General features: G+C 62.1%; 19 protein-coding genes and 1 riboswitch. Of the genes, 4 read left to right on the plus strand and 15 right to left on the minus strand.

The annotated features are described in order from the left end of the window. Window positions 1-9: 9 nt before the first annotated feature. Complete coding sequence (locus tag ELH03_RS31675) at window positions 10-2130, minus strand: vWA domain-containing protein (protein ID WP_130767339.1); 2121 nt, start codon at window positions 2128-2130, stop codon at window positions 10-12. Next, the gene (locus ELH03_RS31680) at window positions 2127-2651 is read right to left on the minus strand and encodes an RNA polymerase sigma factor (protein ID WP_130767340.1); all 525 of its coding nucleotides are present in this window, start codon (window positions 2649-2651) and stop codon (window positions 2127-2129) included. The genes ELH03_RS31675 and ELH03_RS31680 overlap by 4 nt, the downstream gene beginning before the upstream one ends. A 224-nt stretch (window positions 2652-2875) precedes the next feature. Between ELH03_RS31680 and ELH03_RS31685 the strand changes: the two genes are divergently transcribed. Continuing rightward, a complete protein-coding gene (locus ELH03_RS31685) occupies window positions 2876-3787 on the plus strand; it encodes an alpha/beta hydrolase (protein WP_130767341.1) in 912 nt (303 codons plus the stop codon). 356 nt (window positions 3788-4143) lie between these two features. Here the strand turns inward: ELH03_RS31685 and ELH03_RS31700 are convergent, their stop codons facing one another. The 10 genes from ELH03_RS31700 to bcoG all read right to left on the minus strand — a co-directional run bounded on the left by ELH03_RS31700 (window position 4144) and on the right by bcoG (window position 17875). Next, a complete protein-coding gene (locus tag ELH03_RS31700; protein ID WP_130767343.1) occupies window positions 4144-6147 on the minus strand; it encodes a CocE/NonD family hydrolase in 2004 nt (667 codons plus the stop codon). Window positions 6148-6198: 51 nt separating this feature from the next. Continuing rightward, window positions 6199-7830 carry an ABC transporter ATP-binding protein gene (locus ELH03_RS31705; RefSeq protein WP_130767344.1) on the minus strand — a complete coding sequence of 544 codons (1632 nt, stop codon included), beginning with the start codon at window positions 7828-7830 and terminating at the stop codon, window positions 6199-6201. Beyond that, entirely contained in the window at window positions 7823-8650 is an 828-nt protein-coding gene (locus ELH03_RS31710; RefSeq protein WP_018070709.1) for an ABC transporter permease, read from the minus strand. Before ELH03_RS31710 ends, ELH03_RS31705 begins: the two co-directional genes overlap by 8 nt. Further along, a complete protein-coding gene (locus ELH03_RS31715) occupies window positions 8647-9651 on the minus strand; it encodes an ABC transporter permease (RefSeq protein ID WP_018486105.1) in 1005 nt (334 codons plus the stop codon). The genes ELH03_RS31710 and ELH03_RS31715 overlap by 4 nt, the downstream gene beginning before the upstream one ends. A 96-nt stretch (window positions 9652-9747) precedes the next feature. Then, window positions 9748-11337 (minus strand): ABC transporter substrate-binding protein, encoded by a 1590-nt coding sequence (locus ELH03_RS31720; RefSeq protein ID WP_018070711.1) that lies wholly within the window; start codon window positions 11335-11337, stop codon window positions 9748-9750. Between the two features lie 118 nt (window positions 11338-11455). Then, complete coding sequence (locus tag ELH03_RS31725; RefSeq protein WP_130767345.1) at window positions 11456-12238, minus strand: carnitinyl-CoA dehydratase; 783 nt, start codon at window positions 12236-12238, stop codon at window positions 11456-11458. Between the two features lie 6 nt (window positions 12239-12244). Then, window positions 12245-14299, minus strand: a complete 2055-nt coding sequence (locus ELH03_RS31730) for an acetate--CoA ligase family protein (RefSeq protein WP_130767346.1) — start codon at window positions 14297-14299, stop codon at window positions 12245-12247. A 4-nt stretch (window positions 14300-14303) separates the two neighbouring features. Next, window positions 14304-15464: an acyl-CoA dehydrogenase family protein gene (locus ELH03_RS31735; RefSeq protein ID WP_128411193.1), complete on the minus strand. Its 1161-nt coding sequence runs from the start codon at window positions 15462-15464 to the stop codon at window positions 14304-14306. A 10-nt stretch (window positions 15465-15474) separates the two neighbouring features. Beyond that, the gene (locus tag ELH03_RS31740) at window positions 15475-16965 is read right to left on the minus strand and encodes a carnitine 3-dehydrogenase (RefSeq protein ID WP_128411192.1); all 1491 of its coding nucleotides are present in this window, start codon (window positions 16963-16965) and stop codon (window positions 15475-15477) included. 7 nt (window positions 16966-16972) lie between these two features. Then, window positions 16973-17875, minus strand: coding sequence for a 3-dehydrocarnitine:acetyl-CoA trimethylamine transferase BcoG (bcoG, locus tag ELH03_RS31745; protein ID WP_130767347.1), 903 nt, complete (start codon window positions 17873-17875; stop codon window positions 16973-16975). A 97-nt stretch (window positions 17876-17972) separates the two neighbouring features. Here bcoG and ELH03_RS31750 point away from each other — a divergent pair, with 97 nt between their 5' ends. Continuing rightward, on the plus strand, window positions 17973-18971 hold the full coding sequence (locus ELH03_RS31750; protein ID WP_130767348.1) for a GlxA family transcriptional regulator: 999 nt from the start codon (window positions 17973-17975) through the stop codon (window positions 18969-18971). On the opposite strand, the gene ELH03_RS31755 is transcribed toward ELH03_RS31750, so the two are convergent. Further along, window positions 18946-19821, minus strand: a complete 876-nt coding sequence (locus tag ELH03_RS31755) for a LysR substrate-binding domain-containing protein (protein ID WP_128411190.1) — start codon at window positions 19819-19821, stop codon at window positions 18946-18948. The genes ELH03_RS31750 and ELH03_RS31755 overlap by 26 nt on opposite strands. Before the next feature lie 112 nt (window positions 19822-19933). Here ELH03_RS31755 and ELH03_RS31760 point away from each other — a divergent pair, with 112 nt between their 5' ends. After that, window positions 19934-20839 carry a DMT family transporter gene (locus tag ELH03_RS31760; protein WP_130767349.1) on the plus strand — a complete coding sequence of 302 codons (906 nt, stop codon included), beginning with the start codon at window positions 19934-19936 and terminating at the stop codon, window positions 20837-20839. Between the two features lie 5 nt (window positions 20840-20844). Here ELH03_RS31760 and ELH03_RS37620 read toward each other — a convergent pair whose 3' ends face one another. Further along, window positions 20845-21018 (minus strand): hypothetical protein, encoded by a 174-nt coding sequence (locus ELH03_RS37620; protein WP_164902033.1) that lies wholly within the window; start codon window positions 21016-21018, stop codon window positions 20845-20847. Continuing rightward, window positions 21001-21200: riboswitch (cobalamin riboswitch) on the plus strand. Its footprint overlaps the gene before it by 18 nt. A gap of 219 nt (window positions 21201-21419) precedes the next feature. Here ELH03_RS37620 and fdhA point away from each other — a divergent pair. After that, window positions 21420-22610 (plus strand): formaldehyde dehydrogenase, glutathione-independent, encoded by a 1191-nt coding sequence (fdhA, locus tag ELH03_RS31765; protein WP_020047878.1) that lies wholly within the window; start codon window positions 21420-21422, stop codon window positions 22608-22610. A gap of 88 nt (window positions 22611-22698) precedes the next feature. On the opposite strand, the gene ELH03_RS31770 is transcribed toward fdhA, so the two are convergent. Then, window positions 22699-23505, minus strand: coding sequence for an ABC transporter substrate-binding protein (locus tag ELH03_RS31770; RefSeq protein ID WP_128400732.1), 807 nt, complete (start codon window positions 23503-23505; stop codon window positions 22699-22701). Window positions 23506-23533 lie beyond the last annotated feature (28 nt).

Consider the following 23533-nt stretch of genomic DNA (forward strand, 5'->3'; position numbering starts at 1 on the left):
CGTCTTGCCTCACCGTTGGCTGAGGCCGTCGGCCAAACGAACGAGGCCGAGGAAATCCGACCTGTAGCCGAAGGTGTCAGTCCCCCGCGATGCCGCGGCGAGATCGGCAATCACCTGGTAGGAATAGGAGTCGAGAGCGGAGATGCGGCTCAGTTTCTGACCGAAGGCGGCGACGGCCACCGAGAAACGGACATCCTGCGGCGCGGCATCGATGGTGGCGACCGCGTTGTTGTCGTCGACAGGCGTGGTGATGAGGGCGCTCTTGTCCTCGCCCGGCCGCTTGTAACGCACCTTGACGAAGGCAAGTTCGCCGTGATGGGCGATGTCGGCGGCTTTGGCCGGCGCCTTATCGGCTGCACCATAGCGCAGGTCGTCATTCATCACTGCCGGACTCCCCTTGGGCGTAATCTCGTAAATCGCCGTGACGCTGTGGCCGGAGCCGATATCGCCGGCATCGACACGGTCATTGTTGAAATCCTCGCGCTTCAGCGCCCGCGTCTCGTAGCCGATCAAGCGGTACTCGGCGATCCGTTCCGGGTTGAACTCGACCTGGAACTTGACGTCGCTCGCGATCGGAAACAGCGTCGATCCGGCCTCTTCGACCAGCGTCTTCTGCGCCTCCGCCAAGGTGTCGATATAGGCGGCGCTGCCGTTGCCGTTCTGCGCCAGCGTCTGCATCAGGGAATCGTTGAGATTGCCCCGCCCGAAACCGAGAACAGTGAGGAAGATGCCGTCCTTGCGTCTTTCCTCGATGATGCGCTTCAGGTCCTCATCGCTCGACGGGCCGACATTGAAGTCGCCGTCCGTCGCCAGCATCACCCGGTTGACGCCGTCCTTGACGAAGCCCTGTTTGGCAAGATCGTAGGCAGCCTCGATGCCTTCTGCGCCGCCGGTCGAGCCGCCGGGCTCCAGCCTGTCGATTGCCGACAGGATCTTCGATTTCTCCGCCACGCGCGTCGGGGACAACACGGTGCCGACATTGCCGGCATAGGTGACGATCGAGACGGTATCGTCGGCCTTCAGCCTGTTGACCAGAAGCCGGAAGGCGCTCTTGAGGAGCGGCAGCTTGTCCGGCTCGTCCATCGAGCCCGAGACGTCGATCAGGAAGACCAGATTGGCATGCGGCGTGGTCGCCGGCGCGATGTCATAACCCTTAATCGCCACATGCATCAATTCCGTGTCGTGGTTCCACGGGGTCGGCATGACAGTCACCGTCGCCTTAAAAGGCTGGTCGGCATTGTCCGGACCCGGCCACTCATAGGGGAAATAATTGATCATCTCCTCGACGCGAACCGATTGCGGATCGGGCATTGCCCCGCCCGTCAACGACCGGCGGACAAAGGAATAGGACGCGCTGTCGACATCAGCAGAGAAGGTCGAAACCGGATCCGTCGCGACGCTCTTGATCGGATTGGCCGCGGCATTGGCAAACCGCTCGCGATTGGGATCGAGCTGCATCTGCACGCGCCCCTCCGCAGGCGGAGCAGGCGAGGGGGCGATGGCGGCCATCGGTTCGGCCAACTGCTGCTGGGGGGCGATGCCGGGGGCGGCCGGCGCAGCGCGTTTGGCCGCCCCGAGTGCCGCGGCAGAACCCTCCGGCTTGTTCGTGAGGGCGGCGTCGGCATCGAATTCGGATGTCTGCGACGCATCGGATTTCGCGAGGGCCGGTGCCTCCTTGTCCTGCAGCGCTTGCGCGACAGCAACAGATTGCTCAGCCAGGCTGTCGTTCCCGGCCGGTATTTGCGGCGCGACCGCAACCGGCTGACCGGCGGTTGCAGCCGGTTGTTTCGACGCCTCACTTTTCGAAAGATTGCCGGCGATCTCAGTCTGGTCGACGATCGGCAATCCGTTGCGTGTCAGCTCGATCGCGAGATAACCGGCGGCCGGAATGACCAGCAGCGTCGCAAGCGCTGAACCGGCGAGGAATTTCTTGTTCATGGCAGGGCTCCATATCCAGTTGATGATGGAGCTTTGACGCCAGCCTTTTGCACTTCCTTGGGGCGCCAGCGTATTATTTCCTGCGGTATCGAAGGCCTGCATCGCCGCAGCAAGCGCACGCGCACGCGCCTCCGGCGTCGCTGCCGGCGGTGTCAGGCGGGAGAGCTTTTCGAGTTCCTTGTCCACGGTCATACCTCTTCCTTGCCGAGCACGGCCTTCAGCCTCTTGCGCGCCTCATGGACCTGCCAGGACACGGTCGCCTCCGAGCAGCCCATGATATCCGCGGCAGCCGAATGGCTGAGACCTTCGCCGTAAACGAGCAGCACGGCGTCGCATTGCCTCTCCGGCAAGGCGCGCACGGCTGCCCATAATTCGCTCGATAGCTCGTCGTCACTTCCGGCCGGCGCATCGGGCTGCGGTTCGGCGGCGTAAGCGCGGAATGTCTGCTCCTCTCGTGCAAGCTTGCGTCTATGGTCGCGGGCGGCGTTGAGCGTCAGCGTATAGAGCCATGTCCTGAAGCGGCTGGCGCCGCGAAAGTTGCGGATGGCCGCGCCGAGCTTGACGCAGACCTCCTGGGCGATGTCGTCGGCATCCGTGGAACTGCCAGACCACCGCCACGCCGTCGCATGGACGAAATCATAATGGCGCGAGACCAGTTGCCCGAAGGCCTCCCGGTCGCCGCCCTGCGCTCGTTCTATGAGCTCCGCGTCCAATTCCGCACCTACCCCATGCTACCAAGCAAGATGCTATTTCGAGATTGAGACGTTTCTCGGATGGCTTTCCTTGGGTCGATCGCGAAAAAATTATCGGGAATTTTGAAAGCCGCGACATTCATGGGTCGCGGCCAGACAGATCGGCTCCGTCACAAAGGCGCATGATGAGGACAGAGTCGGCCAGGGACATGATCTGTCATGTCCCAAATCGCGAAAGGACCTCCATGTCCGCTCAACCACCTGCCCCCACCGAAAAGGGCATCCTGCAGTTTCTGACGATTTGCGATGCCTTCTATCCGCAAGACGCCGTTCAAGCATCGATCGAACAGCAGCGACATTGGTACGACGCTCTCTGCGCGCGCTTCGACCGCCCGCTGCCTCCGGAGATGATCTTTGCGGACGGCATGCTTCAGCGCATACCGATCCGGCGCTACCGTCCGCGGAAAATCATCACGCGCACCATTCTTCTCTATCTTCATGGCGGCGGCTTCGTTGTCGGTTCGCTCGAGAGCCATCATGCCATCTGCGCCGAGATTGCCGATTTTGCCGGCGCGGAACTTGTTTCGGTCGATTACCGGCTGGCCCCTGAATATCGCTGGCCGGCACAGACGGATGACGGCTTTACCGTGTTGAAGCATCTGCTTTCCGCCAACAGCAAGGTCGTGCTGATCGGCGACAGCGCCGGCGGCAATCTTGCGGCGGGCCTTGCGTTGCGCGCGCGCGACGAGGGCCTGTCCGGCGTCGTCGGCCAAGTCCTGATCTATCCGGCGCTGGGCGGTGACCTTGCTGCAGGCTCTTACGTCGAAATGGCCGCGGCGCCGGGCCTGACGACGGCGGATGTCGCCTATTACCGCGAAATCCTGCAGGCACCGGCAGGCAATGAGATCGCCGAGCCGCTGCATGCAGCTTCACTTGCCGGGCTGCCGCCGGCCTTCATCACGGTCGCGCATTTCGATCCGCTCCGGGACGACGGCCGGCACTATGCCGCCCGGCTCACCGCGGAGGGCGTCGAAGTCTGGTTCCGGGAGGAGCCGCAGATGGTGCATGCGTGGCTCCGCGCCCGCCACATGAGCGATGGCGCACGCGACGGCTTCCAAGCCGTCTGCGAGGCCATTCGGCGTTTGGCAGTGGCTTAGAGCCTTTCCGGGTTAGATTGCAGCATTCTGTTGGCTCAAACGGAGTCGGATGGTCGACCGGCCGGCGCGCGTCGTAGCCCAGTTCTACGGCCAAGCCGGCCGGTCGATCAGCCGGCCCGTTTCAGCCAACCTTCCCGCAGATTTGCCTGGCAAATCTGCAAGACTTAGAAGCGCCAGACGCACCTATTGCTTCGCATGGCGAAGCAGTGCGGCCAGTGGGCCGGGCATCTTTCCGCCAGGATCAGAGGCGATCGGCTCGGACGTACCAAGAGGTATGCCCATCGCCACTTGCCTTCGCCCTGACGAAAACCTGCTCCGGCAGAATGCTTCAATCTAACCCGGAAAGGCTCTAACGATCACATCAGGTCGCGCGCGATCCGCTTTTCCGCAAAGACCTTTTCGAAGATCTGCACGTCGTCCTCGAAAGCGGTGGCGACAGCGCTGATGATCCAGTCGCTCCTGGTGCAGGCAATCCGCGCGGTCGCCACCGTTCGCACGAACCAGCCGGGGCGGCGCATGTCGCAGGTCCAGGTCGACGTCCCGGTCATCGACAGCGGATTGTCGGGTGAAATCGACCAGACTTCCTCCCGCAATTGCCGGGTCGAGAGACCTGTCTCAGGGTGTTCGGTGAGCCCGGTATCCTCGTGGATGTGATACTCTGTTCGGTTGGCCGAGAGGTCGCGGACGACCTGCCGCTTCGTCGCGGCGCCCGCATGCTCGATGTATTTCGGCAGGGGATCGGGATTGGCCGGTTCCTTGATGTCGATCCGCTGGTGCTCGCCGAGCATCGGCAGCCCCAGGCCGAGTGCAGCGATATCGACCTCGATGCCCTCGTCATCAGGCGGCGGCAGGATCATCGGCCAATAGGCGGTAGAAAGCGAAAGGCGGATGCGATGCCCCTTACGGAAGCGATAACCGCAGGCATCGAGCACGAGCCGGATCGACACCCTCTCGCCTGGCATCAGCGGCTTGGGATCTGCATTGCCGTCCCGGTGGGTGAGATTGACGACGCCGAAGGCGACACGCGTTGCCGTGCCATCCGGATGGACATCGACGAGCCGGGCGCAGAGATTTCCGCCCGCCGCCCGCGAGCGCAGCGCAAGCGTGAGCACGGGCCGGCCGAGATAGTCGTAATCGCCAGCAAGCGGCATCGTATCGAAGATCAACGAGCCGGCATCGTCCGAGCGTTGATCGATCGCCATTTCGGCGTCGGGTTTCAGCGTGAAATATTCACCCGATGTCGTCCCTGTGTCGAGCGGAGAGCGGAGATAGACGGGATGTTCGGGCGCATGCGGAATCGGCATGCCTTCCGTCAGTTTGCCGAACTGCTCGACATAGAAGCACTGCATCTGTGGCGGCGACCAGACCTCCTTGGCGACCCAGAAACCCGGATCGCTGTCACGTCGCGGGGCAGGGCGGACGGCATCGAGAATATAGGCGCGCGCCTGCGGCAAACCGTCGATTCCATTGTCCTCGCCCCGCAGCCATTTGTTCCACCAGGCGATCGCTTCGCCATGGAAATCCGCGCGCGGCTTCGGCCAGGCAAAGTGCGGATATTTGTGAACCCAAGGACCGATCAGCGCCTTCGCTTTGCCGCCCAAGCCTTCGACCGCCATCAGCGGCGTATTGCGGTAGCCGTCGGCCCACCCGGCGATCACCAGCGCGGGGATCTCCACGCTCGAAAAATCCTCTGAGATCGAGCCGTGACGCCAGAAATCGTCGCGCCGCTGATGGACCAGCCACTCCTCCATGAAGAAGGGTTCGCCCGCCAGACGTTCCAGCCACATCTCCTTCCAGCGCTCGCCGACAAGCGCGGGATCGGGCGGCCGCGACTGGTAGCCGAGCATCGTTGCAGCCCATGAGAGCTGAGCGGAGAGATGGCAGCCGTTCTTGTAGTGAATGTCGTCATTGTAGCGGTCGACGGTCGAGGCGATCGAGATGACGGCCTTCAGTGCCGGCGGGCGCAATGCTGCGACCTGCAGGCTGTTGAAGCCGCCCCAGGAGATGCCCATCATGCCGACCGAGCCGTTCGACCATGGCTGCGCGGCAATCCAGGCGATCAGCTCGCAGGCATTGGCAAGCTCGCATTCGGTATATTCGCCGTCGATGACCCCGTCGGATTCTCCGGATCCGCGAATATCAACGCGCACGCCGGCAATGCCTGCGGCCGCGAATACCGGATAGGTCGACTCATCCCTGAGGCTGGTCCCATCCCGCTTGCGATAAGGCAGGAATTCGAAGACGGCGGGAACGGGATCTTCCCTGGCGCCATCCGGCATCCAGATGCGCGCGGCAAGCCGCGTCCCATCCTTCAGCATAATCCATTCATTCTCGATGGTGGCGAAGCCGCGCGAGGTCATGCTCATTCCTTGATTGCATATTCCGTGAGACGAGGGTTTGCCCTCGTCAAATCAGTTACCGGCACTCTCCATGCGACGCGTGGCAAGCACCCGTTCCAGCCAGCCGATTTCCATTTCCGGTACGGATTTCAACAGCAGATCGGTGTAGTCGTCAAAGGGCGGCGACAGCGCCGTCGATTTCGGACCGAACCGTACCAGCTTGCCGCGATGCATCACCGCCACGCTGTCGGCGATCGCCCGGACGATCGCGATGTCGTGGGTGATGAAGACATAGGAAAGCTGCTCTTCTTCCTGCAGGCGCAGAAGCAGTTTGAGGATACCCTCCGCCACCAGCGGATCGAGCGCCGAGGTCGGCTCGTCGCAGAGGATGAGTTCGGGCTTGGCGGCAAGCGCTCTTGCGATCGCCACCCGCTGCTTCTGGCCACCGGAGAGTTCGGCCGGGTAGCGATCGACAAAGCCCTTGCCCATTTCGATCTGGTCGAGCAGTTCCTTTACTCGGGCGGTCTTCTCGGCACCTCTCAGACCATAATAGAAGGTCAGCGGGCGACCGATGATGTCGCGGACCGTCTGCCGCGGGTTCATCGCCGTATCGGCCATCTGGTAGATCAGCTGGATGCGCCTCAGATCGTCGTTCGGCCGGCTCTTCAGACCCGGCATCAGCGGTTTGCCGTCAAAGACGACGCGCCCGCTGCTCGGCGGCAAGAGGCCGGTAATGACGCGCGCTAGCGTCGATTTGCCCGAACCGGATTCACCGACGACCGCAAGCGTCTGCCCCTTCGGCACGTGCAGCGTGACATCGTGCAGCACCTTGAAGCCGTTGGAATATTCGGCACTGACATTTTCCACTTTGAGAAGTGCCGTGGACTGGTCGGCCGCTTCCTCACGATAGGCCTGCCTGACATTGACGAGGGCGCGCGTATAGTCCTCCCGCGGCGCCTCGATGATCTGCTGGACGCTGCCATATTCGACTTGCTTGCCATAACGCAGGACCATGATGTCGTCCGAGATCTGAGCGACGACGGCGAGGTCGTGGGTGATATAAAGGGCGGCGGTGTGCGTTTCCTCGATGGCATGCTTGATCGCCGCCAGCACGTCGATCTGCGTGGTGACGTCGAGTGCTGTGGTCGGCTCGTCGAAGACGATCAGTTCGGGATTGGAGCAGAGCGCCATCGCCGTCATCGCCCGCTGCAGCTGGCCACCGGAGACCTGGTGGGGAAAACGCTCGCCGAAGGTTTCGGGATTGGGCAGGCCGAGAACCCCGAACAGATAAAGCGCTCGCTCACGCGCCTTGTCCTTGGTCATCAATCCATGTTTGACCGAAGCTTCGATCACCTGATCGCCGAGCCGATGCGCCGGATTGAAGGCAGCGGCTGCCGATTGCGCGACATAGCAGACCCGCGCGCCGCGGATCTGGCGGATGCCGTTCTTGCCGAGCGCCAGGATATTGTCGCCGTCGAGCAAGACCTCGCCGCCGGTGATCTCGGCGCCGCCCCGGCCATAGGCGAGTGCGGAGAGACCGATCGTCGATTTGCCGGCGCCCGATTCCCCGATCAGGCCGAGAACCTTGCCCTTCTTGAGGTCGAAGGAAACGCCGTCGACGATCGTGACCCGCTTGGGCGGTTCGCCCGGCGGATAGCTGGTTGCTTCGATCTTCAGATTGCGAACGGAAAGAAGCTCAGGCATCGCCGCGCCCTCCCTTGAGGCTGGATGTGCGTTTCAAAAGCCAGTCGACGACGAGGTTGACGCAGACGGCCAGCACGGCAATCGCCGTGCCCGGCACCAGCGCTGCCGAGATGCCGAAGATGATGCCGTCCTTGTTGTCCTTGACCATGCCGCCCCAATCGGCCGCCGGCGGCTGAATGCCGAGGCCGAGGAAGGAGAGCGTCGACAGGAACAGGATCGAGAAGGCGAAGCGCAGCCCGAACTCTGCCAGCAGCGGCGACAGCGTGTTCGGCAGGATCTCGCGGAAGATGATCCAGAGCTTGCCTTCGCCGCGCAGCGTCGCCGCCTCGACGAATTCCATCACGGCGACATCAAGCGCCACCGCACGGCCGAGACGATAGACGCGAGTGGAGTCGAGGATCGCCATGACAAGGATCAGCACGACGATGTTTTGCGGCAGCACCGCAAGAACGACGAGCGCGAAGATCAGCGTCGGGATCGACATCATCAGATCATTGAAGCGTGAGAGGACCGTGTCGATAACGCCGCGCGAGACAGCGGCGGTGAAGCTGAGGATGATGCCGAGCGAGAAGGAGATGATGGTGGCCGCGGATGCGACCGTCAGCGTCGTGCGCGCGCCGTAGATCAGGCGCGAGAAGATATCGCGACCGAGATTGTCGAGACCGAAGATATATTGATTATCCGGCAGCTGCCAGACGTCGCCGACGACCTGCGTCTCACCATAGGGGGCGAGCCAGGGTGCGAAGATTGCGAAGATGAAGGCGATGGCGATACCGGCCATGCCGATCCAGGCGGTGATGGGGATGTCTCTCAATCTCATCGCGGATGCCTCAGCCGGGGATTGGCGATAATCGCGAGGATATCGGCCGTCATATTGAGGAAGATGTAGACGGCGGCGAAGATCAGGCCGCAGGCCTGCACGACCGGCATGTCGCGCACGGTGACCGCATCGACCATATATTGCCCCATGCCGGGATAGACAAAGACCACTTCGACAACGACGACGCCGACCACGAGATAGGCAAGGTTCAGCGCGATGACATTGATGATCGGCGCCAGCGCATTGGGTGCGGCATGCTTGACGATCGCGCGGAAGGCGCTGAGGCCCTTCAGCTCTGCGGTCTCCATATAGGCCGACGACATGACGGATAGGATTGCGGCCCGCGTCATGCGCATCATATGCGCGAGGACGACGAGCACGAGGGTCGCCGTCGGCAGCGCGATCGCCTTCAACCGCTCGACGAAACTCATACTGTCATAGACGGTCGCCGGAAAGGTGGCCATGCCAAGGTTCACGGCGAAGAAGAGGATCAGCAGGTAGCCGATGAAGAATTCCGGCAGCGAGATCGCCGCAAGCGAAATCACGTTAATGATCTTATCCGGCAGGCGGTTACGGAAATGCACCGACAGCATGCCGAGGCCGACCGCGAGCGGCACGGATATCACCGCTGCGAAACCCGCCAGGAACAGCGAATTGCCGAGGCGCTTGCCGATCTGTTCGCTCACCGAATTCTTGCTGGCCCAGGACGTGCCGAAGTCACCCTGGACGGCGTTGCCGAGCCACTCGACGTAGCGCGTGGTTATCGGGCGGTTCAGTCCGAGGTCCTGGCGAATATTGGCGACGGCCTGCGGCGTCGCCGACTGGCCGAGATAGGTGGTGGCAAAATCGCCGGGCAAAGCTTCCAGACCGCCGAAGATCAGGATGGAGACGGCAAAAAGCAGGACGAGGCTGAGCACGAAGCGCTCGAGGATGAGGGCAAGCAGCGGAAAACGCTGCCGGAACCTGAGGCCGGGCAAGATGCTTGGGGCAGGATTGGTCATGGCGAGGACCTCGCGCTAAAACGTCGGGAGGACCGCGGGTTTTCATCCCACGGTCCCGGCTTCGTTAGAGATCGGAGGGGCATACGCCCCTTGCCATCAGGCGTCCAGCCAGACGCGGGTCGCGACGTAGCCGTTCGACATGTCGTTGCCGATGTCGTGGACATAACCCTTCACCTGCTTGGTGGAGGCGTTCACGAAGTCGTTGAACATCGGCAGGATCACCCCACCCTCGTCGCGCACCGTCATCGCCATGGTGCGATACATGTCCTTGCGCTTGGCTTCATCAAGCTCGGAGCGGGCCTGCAGCAGCAGCTTGTCGAAGTCAGGGCGCTTGAACTTGGTGTCGTTCCAGTCCGCCGTCGAGAGATAGGCGGTGGAATACATCTGGTCCTGCGTCGGGCGACCACCCCAGTAGGAGGTCGAGAAGGGCTGGACGTTCCAGACGTTGGTCCAGTAGCCGTCGCCCGGTTCGCGCTTGACCTCGATCTCGATCCCGGCCTTCTTGCAGCTTTCCTGATAGAGGACGGCCGCATCGACGGCGCCGGGGAAGGCGACTTCGGAAGTGCGCAGGAGGACCGAGCCGCTATGGCCCGATTTCTTGAAGTGGAAGGCAGCCTTGTCGGGATCGTAGGTGCGCTGCTCGATGCCTTCGGGGAACAGTGCATAGGTGTTGTTGATCGGGAAATCGTTGCCGACCTTGCCGTAACCGCCCAGGATCTTCTGCACCATGGTCTCGCGGTCCATGGCGTATTTGAGGGCCAGGCGCAGGTCGTTATTGTCGAACGGCGCCTTGTCGCAGTGCATGATGAAGACATAGTGGCCGCGACCGGCAGTCGAGAGAATCTCGACGTTCGGGGCACGCTTCAAGAGGCTGACGGTCTTCGGGTCAACGCGGTTGATGTAGTGCACCTGGCCGGACGAAAGTGCGGCGATGCGGGCGGTCGCATCATTCATGCCGATGATTTCGATCGAATCGACATAACCTCGGTCGGTGCGCCAGTCGTCCTTGTTCCTTTCAAAGGTGGCGCGGACGCCGGGCTCGAAGCTCGTCATCTTGTAGGGGCCGGTGCCGATCGACGCCAGCGGATCATCGACGCCGCCGTTCGGCTGGATGACCAGATGGTAGTCCGACAGCAGCAGCGGCATGTCGGCATTGCCTTCGCTGAGCGTCAAGACGAGATTGCCGCCGTCGGCCTTGATCTCCTTGATCGAGCCGAGAACACCGAGCGCGCCGGATTCCGACTTCGCATCGGTATGACGCTTCAGCGTCGCAACAACGTCGTCGATCGTCAGTTCCTTGCCATTGTGGAACTTGACGCCCTTGCGGATCTTGAATGTCCAGGTCGCCGCGTCCTTCGAGGGCTCCCAGGATTCGGCGAGCGCCGGCACGGCAGCACCCGTCAGCGGATCGGACTCGACCAGCATGTCCCCCCAGCAGCGGCCGATGCAGAACATCACCTGCGACAGGAATTTTGCCGGATCGTTGGAATCGGTGGCTGCACCACCTTCGAGGCCGAGCTTCAGGTGGCCGCCGCGCTTCGGTTCGGCGGCTTGCGCACTTTCGGTAAAGAGCTTGTCGGCGACGGCAAGTGTGATGCCCGCCGCCATGGCGCGTCCCATGAATTCGCGGCGGCTGAGCCCGCCGGCGGTGACGCGGCTTGTGAGATATTTCGTATAGTCGTTCATTCCCCAGTTCCTTCTTTATGGTGCGTTGACAGAACTTCCGGGCAGGTCCGCAGGCGGTTTCCTCTCCACCTCCGGTGCCCGCATCATGCGGGAAAACAGTGCGGTTGCTGCCGCCTGGTTATTTTCCTTTCCAAATGGGGCTTCGCTTCTCGGCGAAGGCCCGTGCGCCTTCCAATTGGTCCTCGCTCGAATAGAGCCTGTCGACCGTCGCAAACTGCCGCTTGGTGACCTTGTTCATGGCAGTCTGGAACGTCGAACCCTCCGCTTCGCGCACGATTTCCTTGATGGCCGCATAGACCAGCGGCGGCCCGCTCTCGAGCAGCCGGGCAAGCTCCCATGCTCTCTCCATCAGCCGCTCGGCCGGCAGGACCTCGTTGACGAAACCCCAGCGATGCGCCTCGTGAACGTCGAGCCAGCGCCCGGTCAAAAGCATGTCCATGGCGATGTGGTAGGGGATGCGTTTCGGCAGCTTGATCGAAGCTGCATCGGCAACCGTGCCCGAACGGATTTCCGGCAGGGCAAAGGTCGCGTGCTCGGCGGCGAGGATCAGGTCGGTCGACAGCGCGATCTCCAGACCGCCGCCGCAACAGATGCCGTTGACCGCTGAGATGACCGGTTTGTTGAGGTCGCGCAGTTCCTGCAGCCCGCCGAAGCCGCCCACACCGTAATCTCCGTCGACCGCATCGCCTGATGCGGCCGCCTTGAGATCCCAGCCGGCACAGAAAAATTTCTCGCCGGCACCCGAGACGATGGCGACACGCAATGCCGGATCGTCGCGGAAATCTCGGAATATCAACCCCAGGGCGCGGCTGGTCGCAAGGTCGATGGCATTCGCCTTCGGCCGGTCGATGACGACTTCGAGTACTCCGCCGTCATGTCGTGTGCGAATGTGGTCGCTCAACCTATGCTACCTCCTCCGCCGTATCAGAGCATCGACTGCGGCAACGCCAAACCCTTCGGGAAGAACCATCAACGGATTAATGTCCAGTTCCTCCAGGCATGCCGCGTTCCTTACGACATAATCTGCCGCTGCTGAGACAGCGCCGACAGCGGCTTCGAGGTCGCCTTTTGGCCGCCCGCGATAGCCATAGATCAGTTTTGCAAGTTTGAGACGCGAAATCGCTGCGTGAATGTCAGTTTTCGTCGCCGGAAGGGGCAGGATGATGGAATCTTCAAGCAATTCAACGAAGATTCCGCCGGCTCCAAGCGTGAGCGACAATCCGAAGACAGGGTCGCGGATGGCGCCGACAATGAGCTCGGCAACCGGCGGATCAACCATTTTCTCGACGAGATAACCGGCATTCGGCGGCATTGCCGCCGCCGCATTCGACACCGCCTGAGTATCCTTTAGGTTGAGTGCGACGGCCCCGGCCTCGGTCTTGTGGGCAATGCCGAGCGCTTTCAGCACGACGGGAAAGCCGAGCCGCTCAGCCTGCTCGGCCGCTTGACCGGGAGAGGAGGCCAACAGCCCTTGCGGAATCGGAAGGCCGAAGGCGGCAAGCTCTGCCTTCGCATCGGCTTCCGTCAACGTCTCGACCTCGCCATCCATAAAGGACACATCGAGCAGCGGCAGGGGAGGCGGACGATCCCAGGCCTGGCCGATGCCGGCGGCAACTTCCGCTGCCGTGATGGTCTCGTCGATACCGCAGAAGGCAATGATGCCATTTGCCATCAGCCGATCGGCGATGGGCTCCGGCATGTTTTCCGGAAGGGTTGCCAGAAGGCCGGCCAGCGCACCGGTTGCTGCAGCGGCCGTCATGACCGCGTCTGCCGTCATAGCCCATTCGGACGCATCGCAGCGGTCACCGCGGGGGAAGTCGAGGACGACGAGATTGAGGGCATAGCCGCCCTCGAACATGGCGCTGAAGGCTTCGGTCTGGCGTGCGAGATCCCCCCACACGAAGGTGTGGTAATCGAGCGGATTGGAAAGCGTCACCATCTCGCCCAGGACCTGCCGCAGACGGGGCATTTGTTGCGGCTGCAGGGCTGCGAATTCTACGTTGCGACCGACAGCGGCATCCGCCATCAGCGAAGCTTCGCCCCCGGAACAGCTCATCGATGAGATCGAATGGCTTGCGAGCGGGCCGGCGACATGTAGCAGCTTCAGGGTTTCGAGCAGCGCCGGCAAGGTCTGGACACGGCCAAGACCGAGGCGGGCGAGCACGGCATCCGCGACGGCATCGCTGCCGGCAAGCGAGGCGGTATGCGAAACCGCAGCGCGTTTTGCCTGCTCGGATCTGCCGACCTTCAGCACGACGATCGGTTTCCTCGACCGCCGGGCCATGGTGGCCAGGCGTTCGAGTGCAGAGAGATCGCCGAAGCCTTCGACATGAAGGCCGACCGCCGTGACGCGCGGGTCATCGATCAGTGCGCAGGCGACATCGGCAAGCGATGTCTGCGCCTGGTTGCCGGCCGTGACGACATAGGCGATCGGCACGCCGCGGGTCTGCATGGTCAGGTTGATAGCGATATTGGAGGACTGCGTAAGGATCGCAACGCCACGTTCGATACGCTGCATGCCATGCTGATCGGGCCAGAGCAGCGCGCCATCGAGACCGTTGATCAGCCCGTAGCAGTTCGGCCCGAGGATCGGCATTTCGCCAGCTGCGTCCAGCAAGGCCTGCTGCAGCTCGGCGCCGTCGCTGAGTTCCGCCGTCGCCTCGCTGAAACCCGACGCATAACAGACCGCCCCGCCGGCACCGGCCTCAGAAAGGCTGCGGACGATCTCGACGGTCAGCGTCCTGTTGACGCCGACGAAGGCGGCATCCGGCGCCGATGGCAGGTCGGATACTGAGCGATAGCAGGACCGCCCGAGCACCTCGTCGAGTTTGGGATGGACGGGCCAGATCTCGCCGGCAAAGCCCATGCGGTCGCACTGCTCGATCACCCTACGCGCCTCACGGCCGCCGAAGACGGCGATCGTTTGCGGTCTGAGCAGGCGGTCGAGCGGGCGAGGCATCATCGGCTCACGCTCCCAAAGGTCGAAGCAGATCGCGGCTGATGATATGCCGCTGGATTTCGGAAGTGCCGTCCCAGATGCGTTCGACGCGCGCATCACGCCAGAAGCGGGCGAGCGGCAGGTCGTCCATCAGTCCCATGCCGCCGAAGATCTGGATCGCCTCGTCCGTCACGCGGGCCAGCATTTCGGAGGCATAGAGCTTGGCCGAGGCGATCTGCCGGTCTGCGGAGAGCTCGGCGTCGAGCCGCCAGGCGGCGGCGAGCGTCAGCCAGTCGGCCGCGTCGATCTCGGTGATCATGTCGGCGAGCTTGAACGACACGCCCTGATTGGCACCGATCGGCTTTCCGAACTGTTTGCGCTCGGCGGCGTAGGGCAAAGCCAGGTCGAAGACGCGCCGCGCCCGGCCGACGCAGGTGGCGGCCACCGTCAGCCGCGTGCCGTAGAGCCATTGATTGGCGATATCGAAGCCGCGATGCACCTCGCCCAGCACTTGGGCTTCGGGAATCCGGCAATCGGTGAAGTTGAGCGTGCAGTTGTGGTAGCCGCGATGCGAAACGGAATCATAGCCCTTGAGGATTTCGAAGCCCGGCGTGCCACGATCCACCAGGAAGGCGGTGATCTTCTTCTTGATACCTTTCGGCGTTTCCTCCTCGCCCGTTGCTGCAAAGACGATGACGAAATCGGCGACATCGGCATGCGAGATGAAATGTTTCGTGCCGTTGAGGACGAAATCGCCGCCGTCGCGGCGGGCGGCGCATTTCATGCCGCGCATATCAGAACCGGCATCCGGCTCGGTGATGGCGAGCGCATCGATCTTCTCGCCGCGCACCGCAGGCAGGAGGTAGCGCTCACGCTGCTCGCCCTCGCAGGCCATCAGGATGCCTGAAGGCCGGCCGAAGAAAACCGTCAGCCCCAGGGAGCCACGCCCGAGCTCCCGCTCGACCAGCGTGAAAGTGACATGGTCGAGGCCGGCGCCGCCGACCTCTTCCGGGAAATTGCAGGCGTAGAAGCCGAGGTCGATGCATTTGCGCCGAATCTCGTCTCCGAGCTCCGGCGGGATGATGCCGCTGCGCTCGACCTCGTTTTCATGCGGATAGATTTCGGTTTCGACGAAGGCGCGGACCGTCTCGACGATCATTTCCTGTTCTTCGCTCAGTCCGAAATTCATGCCGATCCTCCTACCGTTTCTGGCCGACGTGACGGCCGACGCCTTCAGGCGCGAACAAATTCGCATGCGCTTCGGCAATCGCCTTGACCTTGTCGAGAATAACGGCCGGCGCCGGTGTGGCCTTGCCGGCCTTGCTGTCGACATGCAGCAACATGTGCTCGGCGGTTGCGAGAGCTTCGCCCGTCGCCGTGTCGTACAGGGTGTGGAAGACATGCAGCCGCTTCTCGTCGACACCAAGGATCTGGCAGGTCGAATGGATTGCCTGGCCGAGCTTCGCCTCGCCGAGATGGCGGATGTGAGTTTCCACCGTGTAATAGCTCTGCCCCGCCTCGACATAGGCGAGATCGACGCCGATGAGGCGCAGCAATGCGTCTGATGTGTCGCCGAAAACCTGCAGGTAGCGGTGCTCGGTCATATGGCCGTTATAGTCGACCCAGGCGGGGCCGACCTTCGTCTCGACGAGCTTCAGCGGCTTCGACGGATGGAAAGACGTGGCCGCCCTGCCGCCTTGCGCCCAGAGCGATTGTTCGAAGTCCTTCAGCAGCTTGCCGGCGCCCCAGCCCTTGCCGCCATCGCCGCCCTTGAGGGCCTGCAGGATGCCAACGAGGTTTTCGTCGCGGATGCGTTCAAGCTCGCGGATCGACCGGCCGGCCGCCTGTTCGTCAGATTGCTGGCCGATTTTTTCGATCAGCGCATCGTCGAGATCGACGACATCGGTGAGCTTGGTCCAGGGCCAGGCGAGGCATGGACCGAACTGGGCAAGGAAGTGACGCATGCCGGCCTCGCCGCCGGCAATGCGGTAGGTCTGGAACAGGCCCATCTGCGCCCAGCGCAGGCCGAAGGAGTAGCGGATGACGTCATCAAGCGTCTCGACGGTGCAAATATCGTCGTGGATGAGCCACAAGGCCTCGCGCCAGAGCGCTTCGAGCAGCCGGTCGCCGACAAAGGCCTCGATCTCCTTGGCGATGTGGACGCCCTTCATGCCGATCGGCGCCAGTCTTTCCATCGCAGCCCGGATGGTCGCCGCCGAGGTTTTTTCGCCACCGACGATTTCGACGAGCGGCAAGAGATAGACGGGATTATAGGGGTGGGCGACGAAGAGGCGTTCGGGATGCGTCATGTCGCGCTGCAGATCGGTCGGCAGCAGGCCTGAGGTGGAAGAGCCGATCAGAGCGTCCGGGCGCGCCACGGCATCGATCTCAGTCAGGACGCGGCGCTTGAGGTCGAGCCTTTCCGGCACGCTTTCCTGAATCCAGTCGGCGCCGGCGACAGCTTCCTCGAGCGTCTTGCAGAAAGTCAGCCTGCCGCGCGGCGGCAGGGGCGCACCTGTCAGCATGGCATAGGCTTTTTCGGCATTGGCGAGCACTTCGCCGACGATGCGGCCCGCCTCCGGATGCGGATCGAACACATCGACGTCGATGCCGGCCAGCAGAAAACGCGCGATCCATCCCCCGCCAATGACGCCGCCGCCGATACAAGCCGCCTTGTTGATCCCTGTCATGCCGTCCTCAGCGCTTCGTCAGTTTGAGTTTCTTGCGAACGTCTTCCGGGCCGATGATCCGGGCACCCATGCCCTCGACCACCTGCACGGCCTTTTCGACGAGCTGCGCATTGGTGGCGAGCTGGCCCTTGCCGACAAAGAGATTGTCCTCCAGGCCGACGCGCACGTTGCCACCACCCAGAACGGCTGCCGCCGGATAGGCCATGGCGTTACGGCCGATCGAAAAGGCCGAGAAGGTCCAGCTCTCAGGCACGTTGTTGACCATCGCCATGAAGGTGTTGAGATCGTCGGGCGCGCCCCATGGAATGCCCATGCAGAGCTGGATCAGCACCGGGTCTTCGATCAGGCCTTCCTCGGCAAGCTGCCTGGCAAACCAGAGGTGGCCGGTGTCGAAGGCCTCGATCTCGGGGCGGACGCCGAGATCGGTCATCTTCTTTGCCATGGCCCGCAGCATGGCCGGCGTGTTGGTCATGACATAGTCGCCGAGGTTGAAGTTCATCGTGCCGCAGTCGAGCGTGCAGATCTCAGGCAGGCATTCGGCGACGTGGCTGACGCGCTCGGTGGCGCCGGCCATATCCGTGCCCTTGGGATTGAGGGGAAGGGGGCTTTCGACGTCCCCGAAGATCAGGTCCCCGCCCATGCCGGCGGTGAGATTGAGGACGACGTCGACATCGGCCGAGCGGATGCGGTCGGTGACTTCCCTGTAGAGGTCGTTGCGGCGGCTGGCAGCACCCGTTTCCGGATCGCGGACATGGCAGTGAACGACCGCCGCACCGGCCTTTGCCGCGTCGATGGCGGAATCGGCGATCTGCTTGGGAGTGATCGGCACGTGGCTGGATTTGGAAACCGTATCGCCGGCGCCGGTGACGGCACAGGTGATGAAGACATCGCGGTTCATCGCAAGAGGCATGCTTTTGTTCTCCCTCGTCTTGTCAGCATTACGCGACAGGATGGATGGTGATGCGTTGCAATTTCGGAAGCAATCGATACATTATCGGAACTTGGAGGTGGCCTTGCTGCAGCGATCGACGGAACGGCTCGATATCGACCTTCTCGTCCTGCCGGACGCGAACCTGATCCTGATCGCCTCAGTGATCGAGCCGCTGCGCGGCGCCAACCGCATTTCCGGCAGCGAACTCTATCGCTGGCGGCTGCTCACGCCGGACGGAGCACCGGTCCCGACCACCAGTAATATTGCCGTGCCCGCGCAAGGCGCTTTCAAGGCGACGACCGAGGATACGCCGCTGTTCGTGCTTGCCAGCTACAACTGGCGCCGCAGTGCGACGCCGGCGCTCAAGATGCAGCTCTCCCAGGCCGCCCGCTATCGCACGGTGATTGCCGGCATCGAGTCCGGCACATGGCTGCTGGCGGAGGCAAGCCTGCTCGACGGACTGCCGGCGACCGTCCACTGGGAGGATTACGAGGATTTCGCGCTGGCCTATCCCGAGGTGCGGGCCGTCAAGGATCGCTTCGTCATCGACGGCAAGCGGCTGACGACCTCCGGTTCGCTTCCGACCGTCGACCTGATGCTAGAGGTGATCCGGCAGCGGCAGGGTTATTCGCTGGCGCTCGAGGTCAGCCGGCTGTTCCGTTACGAGCAGCCGTCCTTCCATGCGGATCAGTCGCTTTCCGCAGCCTCGGCTGGATTGCGCATGCACGATCCCCGTGTCGCGCAAGCGGTGCGACTGATGGAGGAGCATATCGAGCAGCCTCTGATTCTCACGCGGCTCGCCCGCAGGGTGGGCATCAGCGCCCGGCATCTGCAGGATCTCTTCCAGCAGAGTATCGGCGCGCCGCCGCATGTGCATTATCTCGCGCTGCGCTTAAATGCTGCCCGCCGCAAGGTGATCGAGACAACTGCCTCCTTCGCCGACATTGCGGCGGCGACCGGCTTCAACTCGGCCTCTGCCTTTGCGAGAAGCTACCGCGCGAGTTTTTCCGAAAGCCCGTCCGAGACCCGGCGCCGCTTGCGCCGCCGCATCACACCATCGGAGATGCGGGCATAGGCTGAAACGCATCCCGTATCATTTCGGCAAGTTCGCGCACAGCCTCGCTGGAACGGTACGTGCTCCGACGGAGCACCACCTTGGAGGAATCGACCGGCGGGAAACCGTCTTCGGCAGTGAGTTCCCGGCAGCCGGACGGGATGTTGCTTCGGCACAGCGTGGTGACGGCAAGGCCTGCGATCACGGCGTTCTTCAGCCCCGAGCCCGTATCGGCGATGAATGCGATCCGGTAGTTGCGGCCGATCTGCTCCAGCGACCGGAGCGCGTAATCGCGTGACCAGGTGGAGTTGCGATAGGTCGCAATCGGCAGGGGATCGATGTCGTGCAACCGATGAACCATCGATGTGACCCAGACTGTCGGATCGATGCAGATGACCTCGCCTTTGGTCTCATCGCTCCAGTCGAAAACGACGGCCAGATCGAGCTCGTCCCGCTCGAGGGCGGCCAGGTTGCGGACTGTGTAGTCGCAGGACACGGTGACCTCGACGGCCGGGTGGCGTACGGCGAAAGCCGCAAGCGCCGCCGGCAGCACCGTCTGGCTGTATTCCTCGGGAATTCCGATGCGCACCGGCCCATCCAGCGGTTTGCTGCGGATCGTTACGGCTGCCTCGCTCAACAGATCGATGATCCTTCGGGCATAGGGGACGAGCTGTATGCCCTGGCGCGTCAGCAGCACGCCGCGAGCGCCCCGCTCGAACAGGGTTTCGCCGATCGTCTGCTCGAGCCGCTTGATCTGGGTGCTGACAGCCGATTGCGTCCGCCCGATGCGCTGGGCAGCCGCGGAGAAATTGGAGGTCTCGGCAACGACCAGGAAGGTTCTGAGCAGGTCGCTCTCAATCGGCTCGTGCATGGGTTAGCCATAGAAAAAATCGATGATAGCTATCTCTACTATTCGTTTGTCTGATGTCAATTCTTGGCGCAGAAAAGAGCGGCGTTCGACTTCCTTCTTTGAGAATATCTGCGTGACCATTGAAAATCCGGCCAGACGCCTCGCAGGCAGCGAGCACGAGAAGGGTGTGTTTCTCATCGTTGCCGCGACACTTGCCTGGAGCGCGAGCGGTGTCTATTCGCGACTCTTGACGACCGACGTATGGACGGCGATTGCCTGGCGATCGTTGTTCGGGGGCCTGTTCCTGCTGATCCCCTGCCTTTTCCTCGAAGGGGGCATCTCACGGCAGCAATGGCGATCCGTCTTCCATCCCACAGGTCTTGCGATGATCGCATGCCAGACCTTCAGTCAGGTGTGCTTCATCGGGGCGCTTTACATGACCACCGTCGCCAATGTGACGATGATCTATGCGACCGCGCCTTTCATCGCGGCCCTGCTCGGCTGGGTCATCCTCAGGGAGAGGGTCTCCAGGCGGACGCTGATTGCCGGCGGTATCTCGCTCTTCGGCGTTGCGGTCATCGTCGCCTCGTCGATCGGCGGCGGGACTGGTCTCGGCGATCTGCTGGCGCTCGGCATGACCGCGTCCTTCGCGCTCGTCATCATCATTCCGCGCGTCAATCCCGGCGTCCCGAGCCTACCGCCGACCGTCGTCAGCGCCTTCCTGACGCTTGCTATCTTTGCCCCGTTCGGTTCAGTCGGCTCGCTCGACCTGCATAACTGGATCGTTCTCGCCGCCTTCGGTGCGACCAATTTCTCCCTGGCGCTCGTGCTCTTCCTTGCCGGGGCGAAACGAATGCCGCCGGCGGAAGCGGCGCTGATCGGCACGATCGAAATCGTGCTCACGCCTTTCTGGGTCTGGTTGTTGTTTTCCGAGCAACCGCCCATTGCCACCTTTTTCGGCGGTGCGATCATCCTTGGCGCCGTGCTCTGGCACACGGCCATCGACTTCAACCGCAGCCGCCGGCCGCATCGCGCCTAAAGCCTTTAGGCGGCGATTAAATCTTCCGGGACGATCCGGAAAACCGCCGTATTCGCGGGATCAATTATTTCCGCTACGCAGCGCCATTGCGACTTTGCCGACTGTCGTCTTTGAGTTGCGCCCATGTCGTTTTCTTGATCGCTGTTTTCCGTCAGGCATGGTTTGCTTGTGGTGTTCAAGGCGCTATCTCGCAAACTGGCGAAATGGACCATTGGGACGCTGGCCTGACGCCGGCGCTGCCCCGCAGCGGTAGAAGAACTGAAATCCTCAAGGAAATCGCCGGATAGACATCCGGAAAGATATCGAGATGGATCGAAAGGAGATTCTGGAGCCGGAAACCAGCTCTTGGCACAGCAAATCGACGGATTGCGGCAGACGATCACGAGCGGAACGACAGGTGAAAACCGTGGCGTTCACTCCTCTTCTCATCCAATCTGTCCGTTTTGAAAATTCGAATATCGCCCGATGCGGCGGTATCCTCGTGTTGTAGACACCGGACTGCAGAGGAGGCAGGCCGGAGGGAAGGTTGCCATCGACTGCATCGGTTGCAGATCGAGGCATTCACAAGTGGGAGGAATCCATGAGCAAAAATAGAGGCGTCGTCTATCTCCGGCCGGGCAAGGTCGAAGTTCGCGACATCGACGACCCGAAGCTGGAAGCGCCCGACGGCCGCCGCATCGAACACGGCGTGATTTTGAAGGTGATATCCACCAATATTTGCGGCTCCGATCAGCACATGGTCCGCGGCCGCACGACAGCGATGCCGGGCCTGGTCCTCGGTCATGAAATCACCGGCGAGATCATCGAGAAAGGCATCGATGTCGAGATGCTCGACATCGGCGATATCGTTTCGGTGCCTTTCAATGTCGCCTGCGGCCGCTGCCGCTGCTGCAAGTCGCAGGATACCGGCGTCTGCCTGACGGTAAACCCGGCCCGCGCCGGCGGGGCTTACGGTTATGTCGACATGGGCGGCTGGATCGGCGGACAGGCGCGCTACGTCACTATTCCCTACGCAGATTTCAACCTGCTGAAAATCCCTGATCGGGACAAGGCAATGGCGAAGATCCGGGATCTCACCATGCTCTCCGACATTCTGCCCACCGGCTTCCATGGCGCGGTGCGGGCAGGCGTTGGAGTCGGCTCGACCGTCTACGTCGCAGGCGCCGGCCCTGTCGGTCTTGCGGCTGCGGCTTCGGCTCGCATTCTCGGCGCTGCTGTCGTGATGATCGGTGATTTCAACAAGGACCGTCTGGCGCATGCAGCGAAAGTCGGTTTCGAACCGATCGACCTGTCGAAGAGTGACCGTCTTGGCGATATGATCGCGCAGGTCGTCGGCACCAACGAGGTGGACAGCGCCATCGATGCGGTCGGCTTCGAGGCACGCGGCCATTCCGGTGGGGAACAGCCGGCGATCGTCCTCAATCAGATGATGGAGATTACCCGTGCCGCGGGTTCGATCGGCATTCCCGGCCTCTACGTCACCGAGGATCCGGGCGCCGTCGACAACGCCGCCAAACACGGCAATCTGTCGCTCCGCTTCGGCCTCGGATGGGCCAAGGCGCAGTCCTTCCACACCGGCCAGACTCCGGTGATCAAATATAATCGTCAGCTCATGCAGGCAATCCTCCACGACCGACTGCCAATTGCCGATATCGTCAACGCCAAGGTCATTCCGCTCGACGATGCCGCCAATGGATATGAGAGCTTCGACCAGGGAGCGGCGACGAAATATGTCCTCGATCCGCATGGAGAGGTCGCGAAAGCTGCGTAGCGGTTACGACTGAGGACTTTACCCAATAGGAATGGCCGGCGGAAAACCGGCCATTCCGCATTCACCACATGACAATTTGATTGACGAATTACTGGATGCTGAACGGGAAATATTTTGCGTTGATCATGTCGTAGGTCCCATCCGCCTTGATGCTCTTCAACGCTTCGTTCAGGCGCGTCAGACGCTCCTTGTCATCCAGGCGGAGCGCGATGCCGGCACCCTCACCGAAATATGTGACGTCGACCAGATCCGGCCCTTTGAATTCGCAGCAGCTTCCTGCCTTAGTGTTGGCAATCCAGTCGTAGATGGCGAGTTTATCCTCGAGGATAATGTCGACGCTCCCATCCGCCAGGCCTTTGTACAATTCCGGCGAAGACCGAAACACCGTCTTTTTCATTTCCGGATAAAGATGGTTGGCATAGGATTCCTGCGCTGTCGACGATGTCACCCCAAGAATTTTGTCGCTGAGAGCGGCGGGGCTGACATCGCTGATCGACGAATCCTTCCGGGCGATGAACACCGAGGGGCTGTTGTAGTATTTTTCAGTGAAGGCAACCTTTTGACGCCGCTCAAGGCTCATCGACATGGATGAGATGATCGCGTCGTATTTGTCGGCAATGAGATCGGGGATGATGTCGTCCCACTTCTCGATGATAAATTGGCATTCGAATTTGCCGACCTCGCACAGCGCATTGGCAATATCGATGTCGAAGCCCTGAAGCTTGTTATTTGCATCGAGATAGTTGAAGGGGGGAAATGCACCTTCGACGGCAACTCTCATCGGCATGCGATCTTGCGCAGCCGCCTCGAGCGGCGAGGTCGCGGCCAAAAAAATACCCATCCCGCCCGCCATCAGCACTCCGCGCAGTATAGTCTGAATGGATATGCGCAACATCGTCGGGAGCTCCTTGGGGCATAGTCGA

The sequence above is a fragment of the Rhizobium beringeri genome (genome assembly GCF_004306515.1).
Lineage (GTDB): Bacteria > Pseudomonadota > Alphaproteobacteria > Rhizobiales > Rhizobiaceae > Rhizobium > Rhizobium beringeri.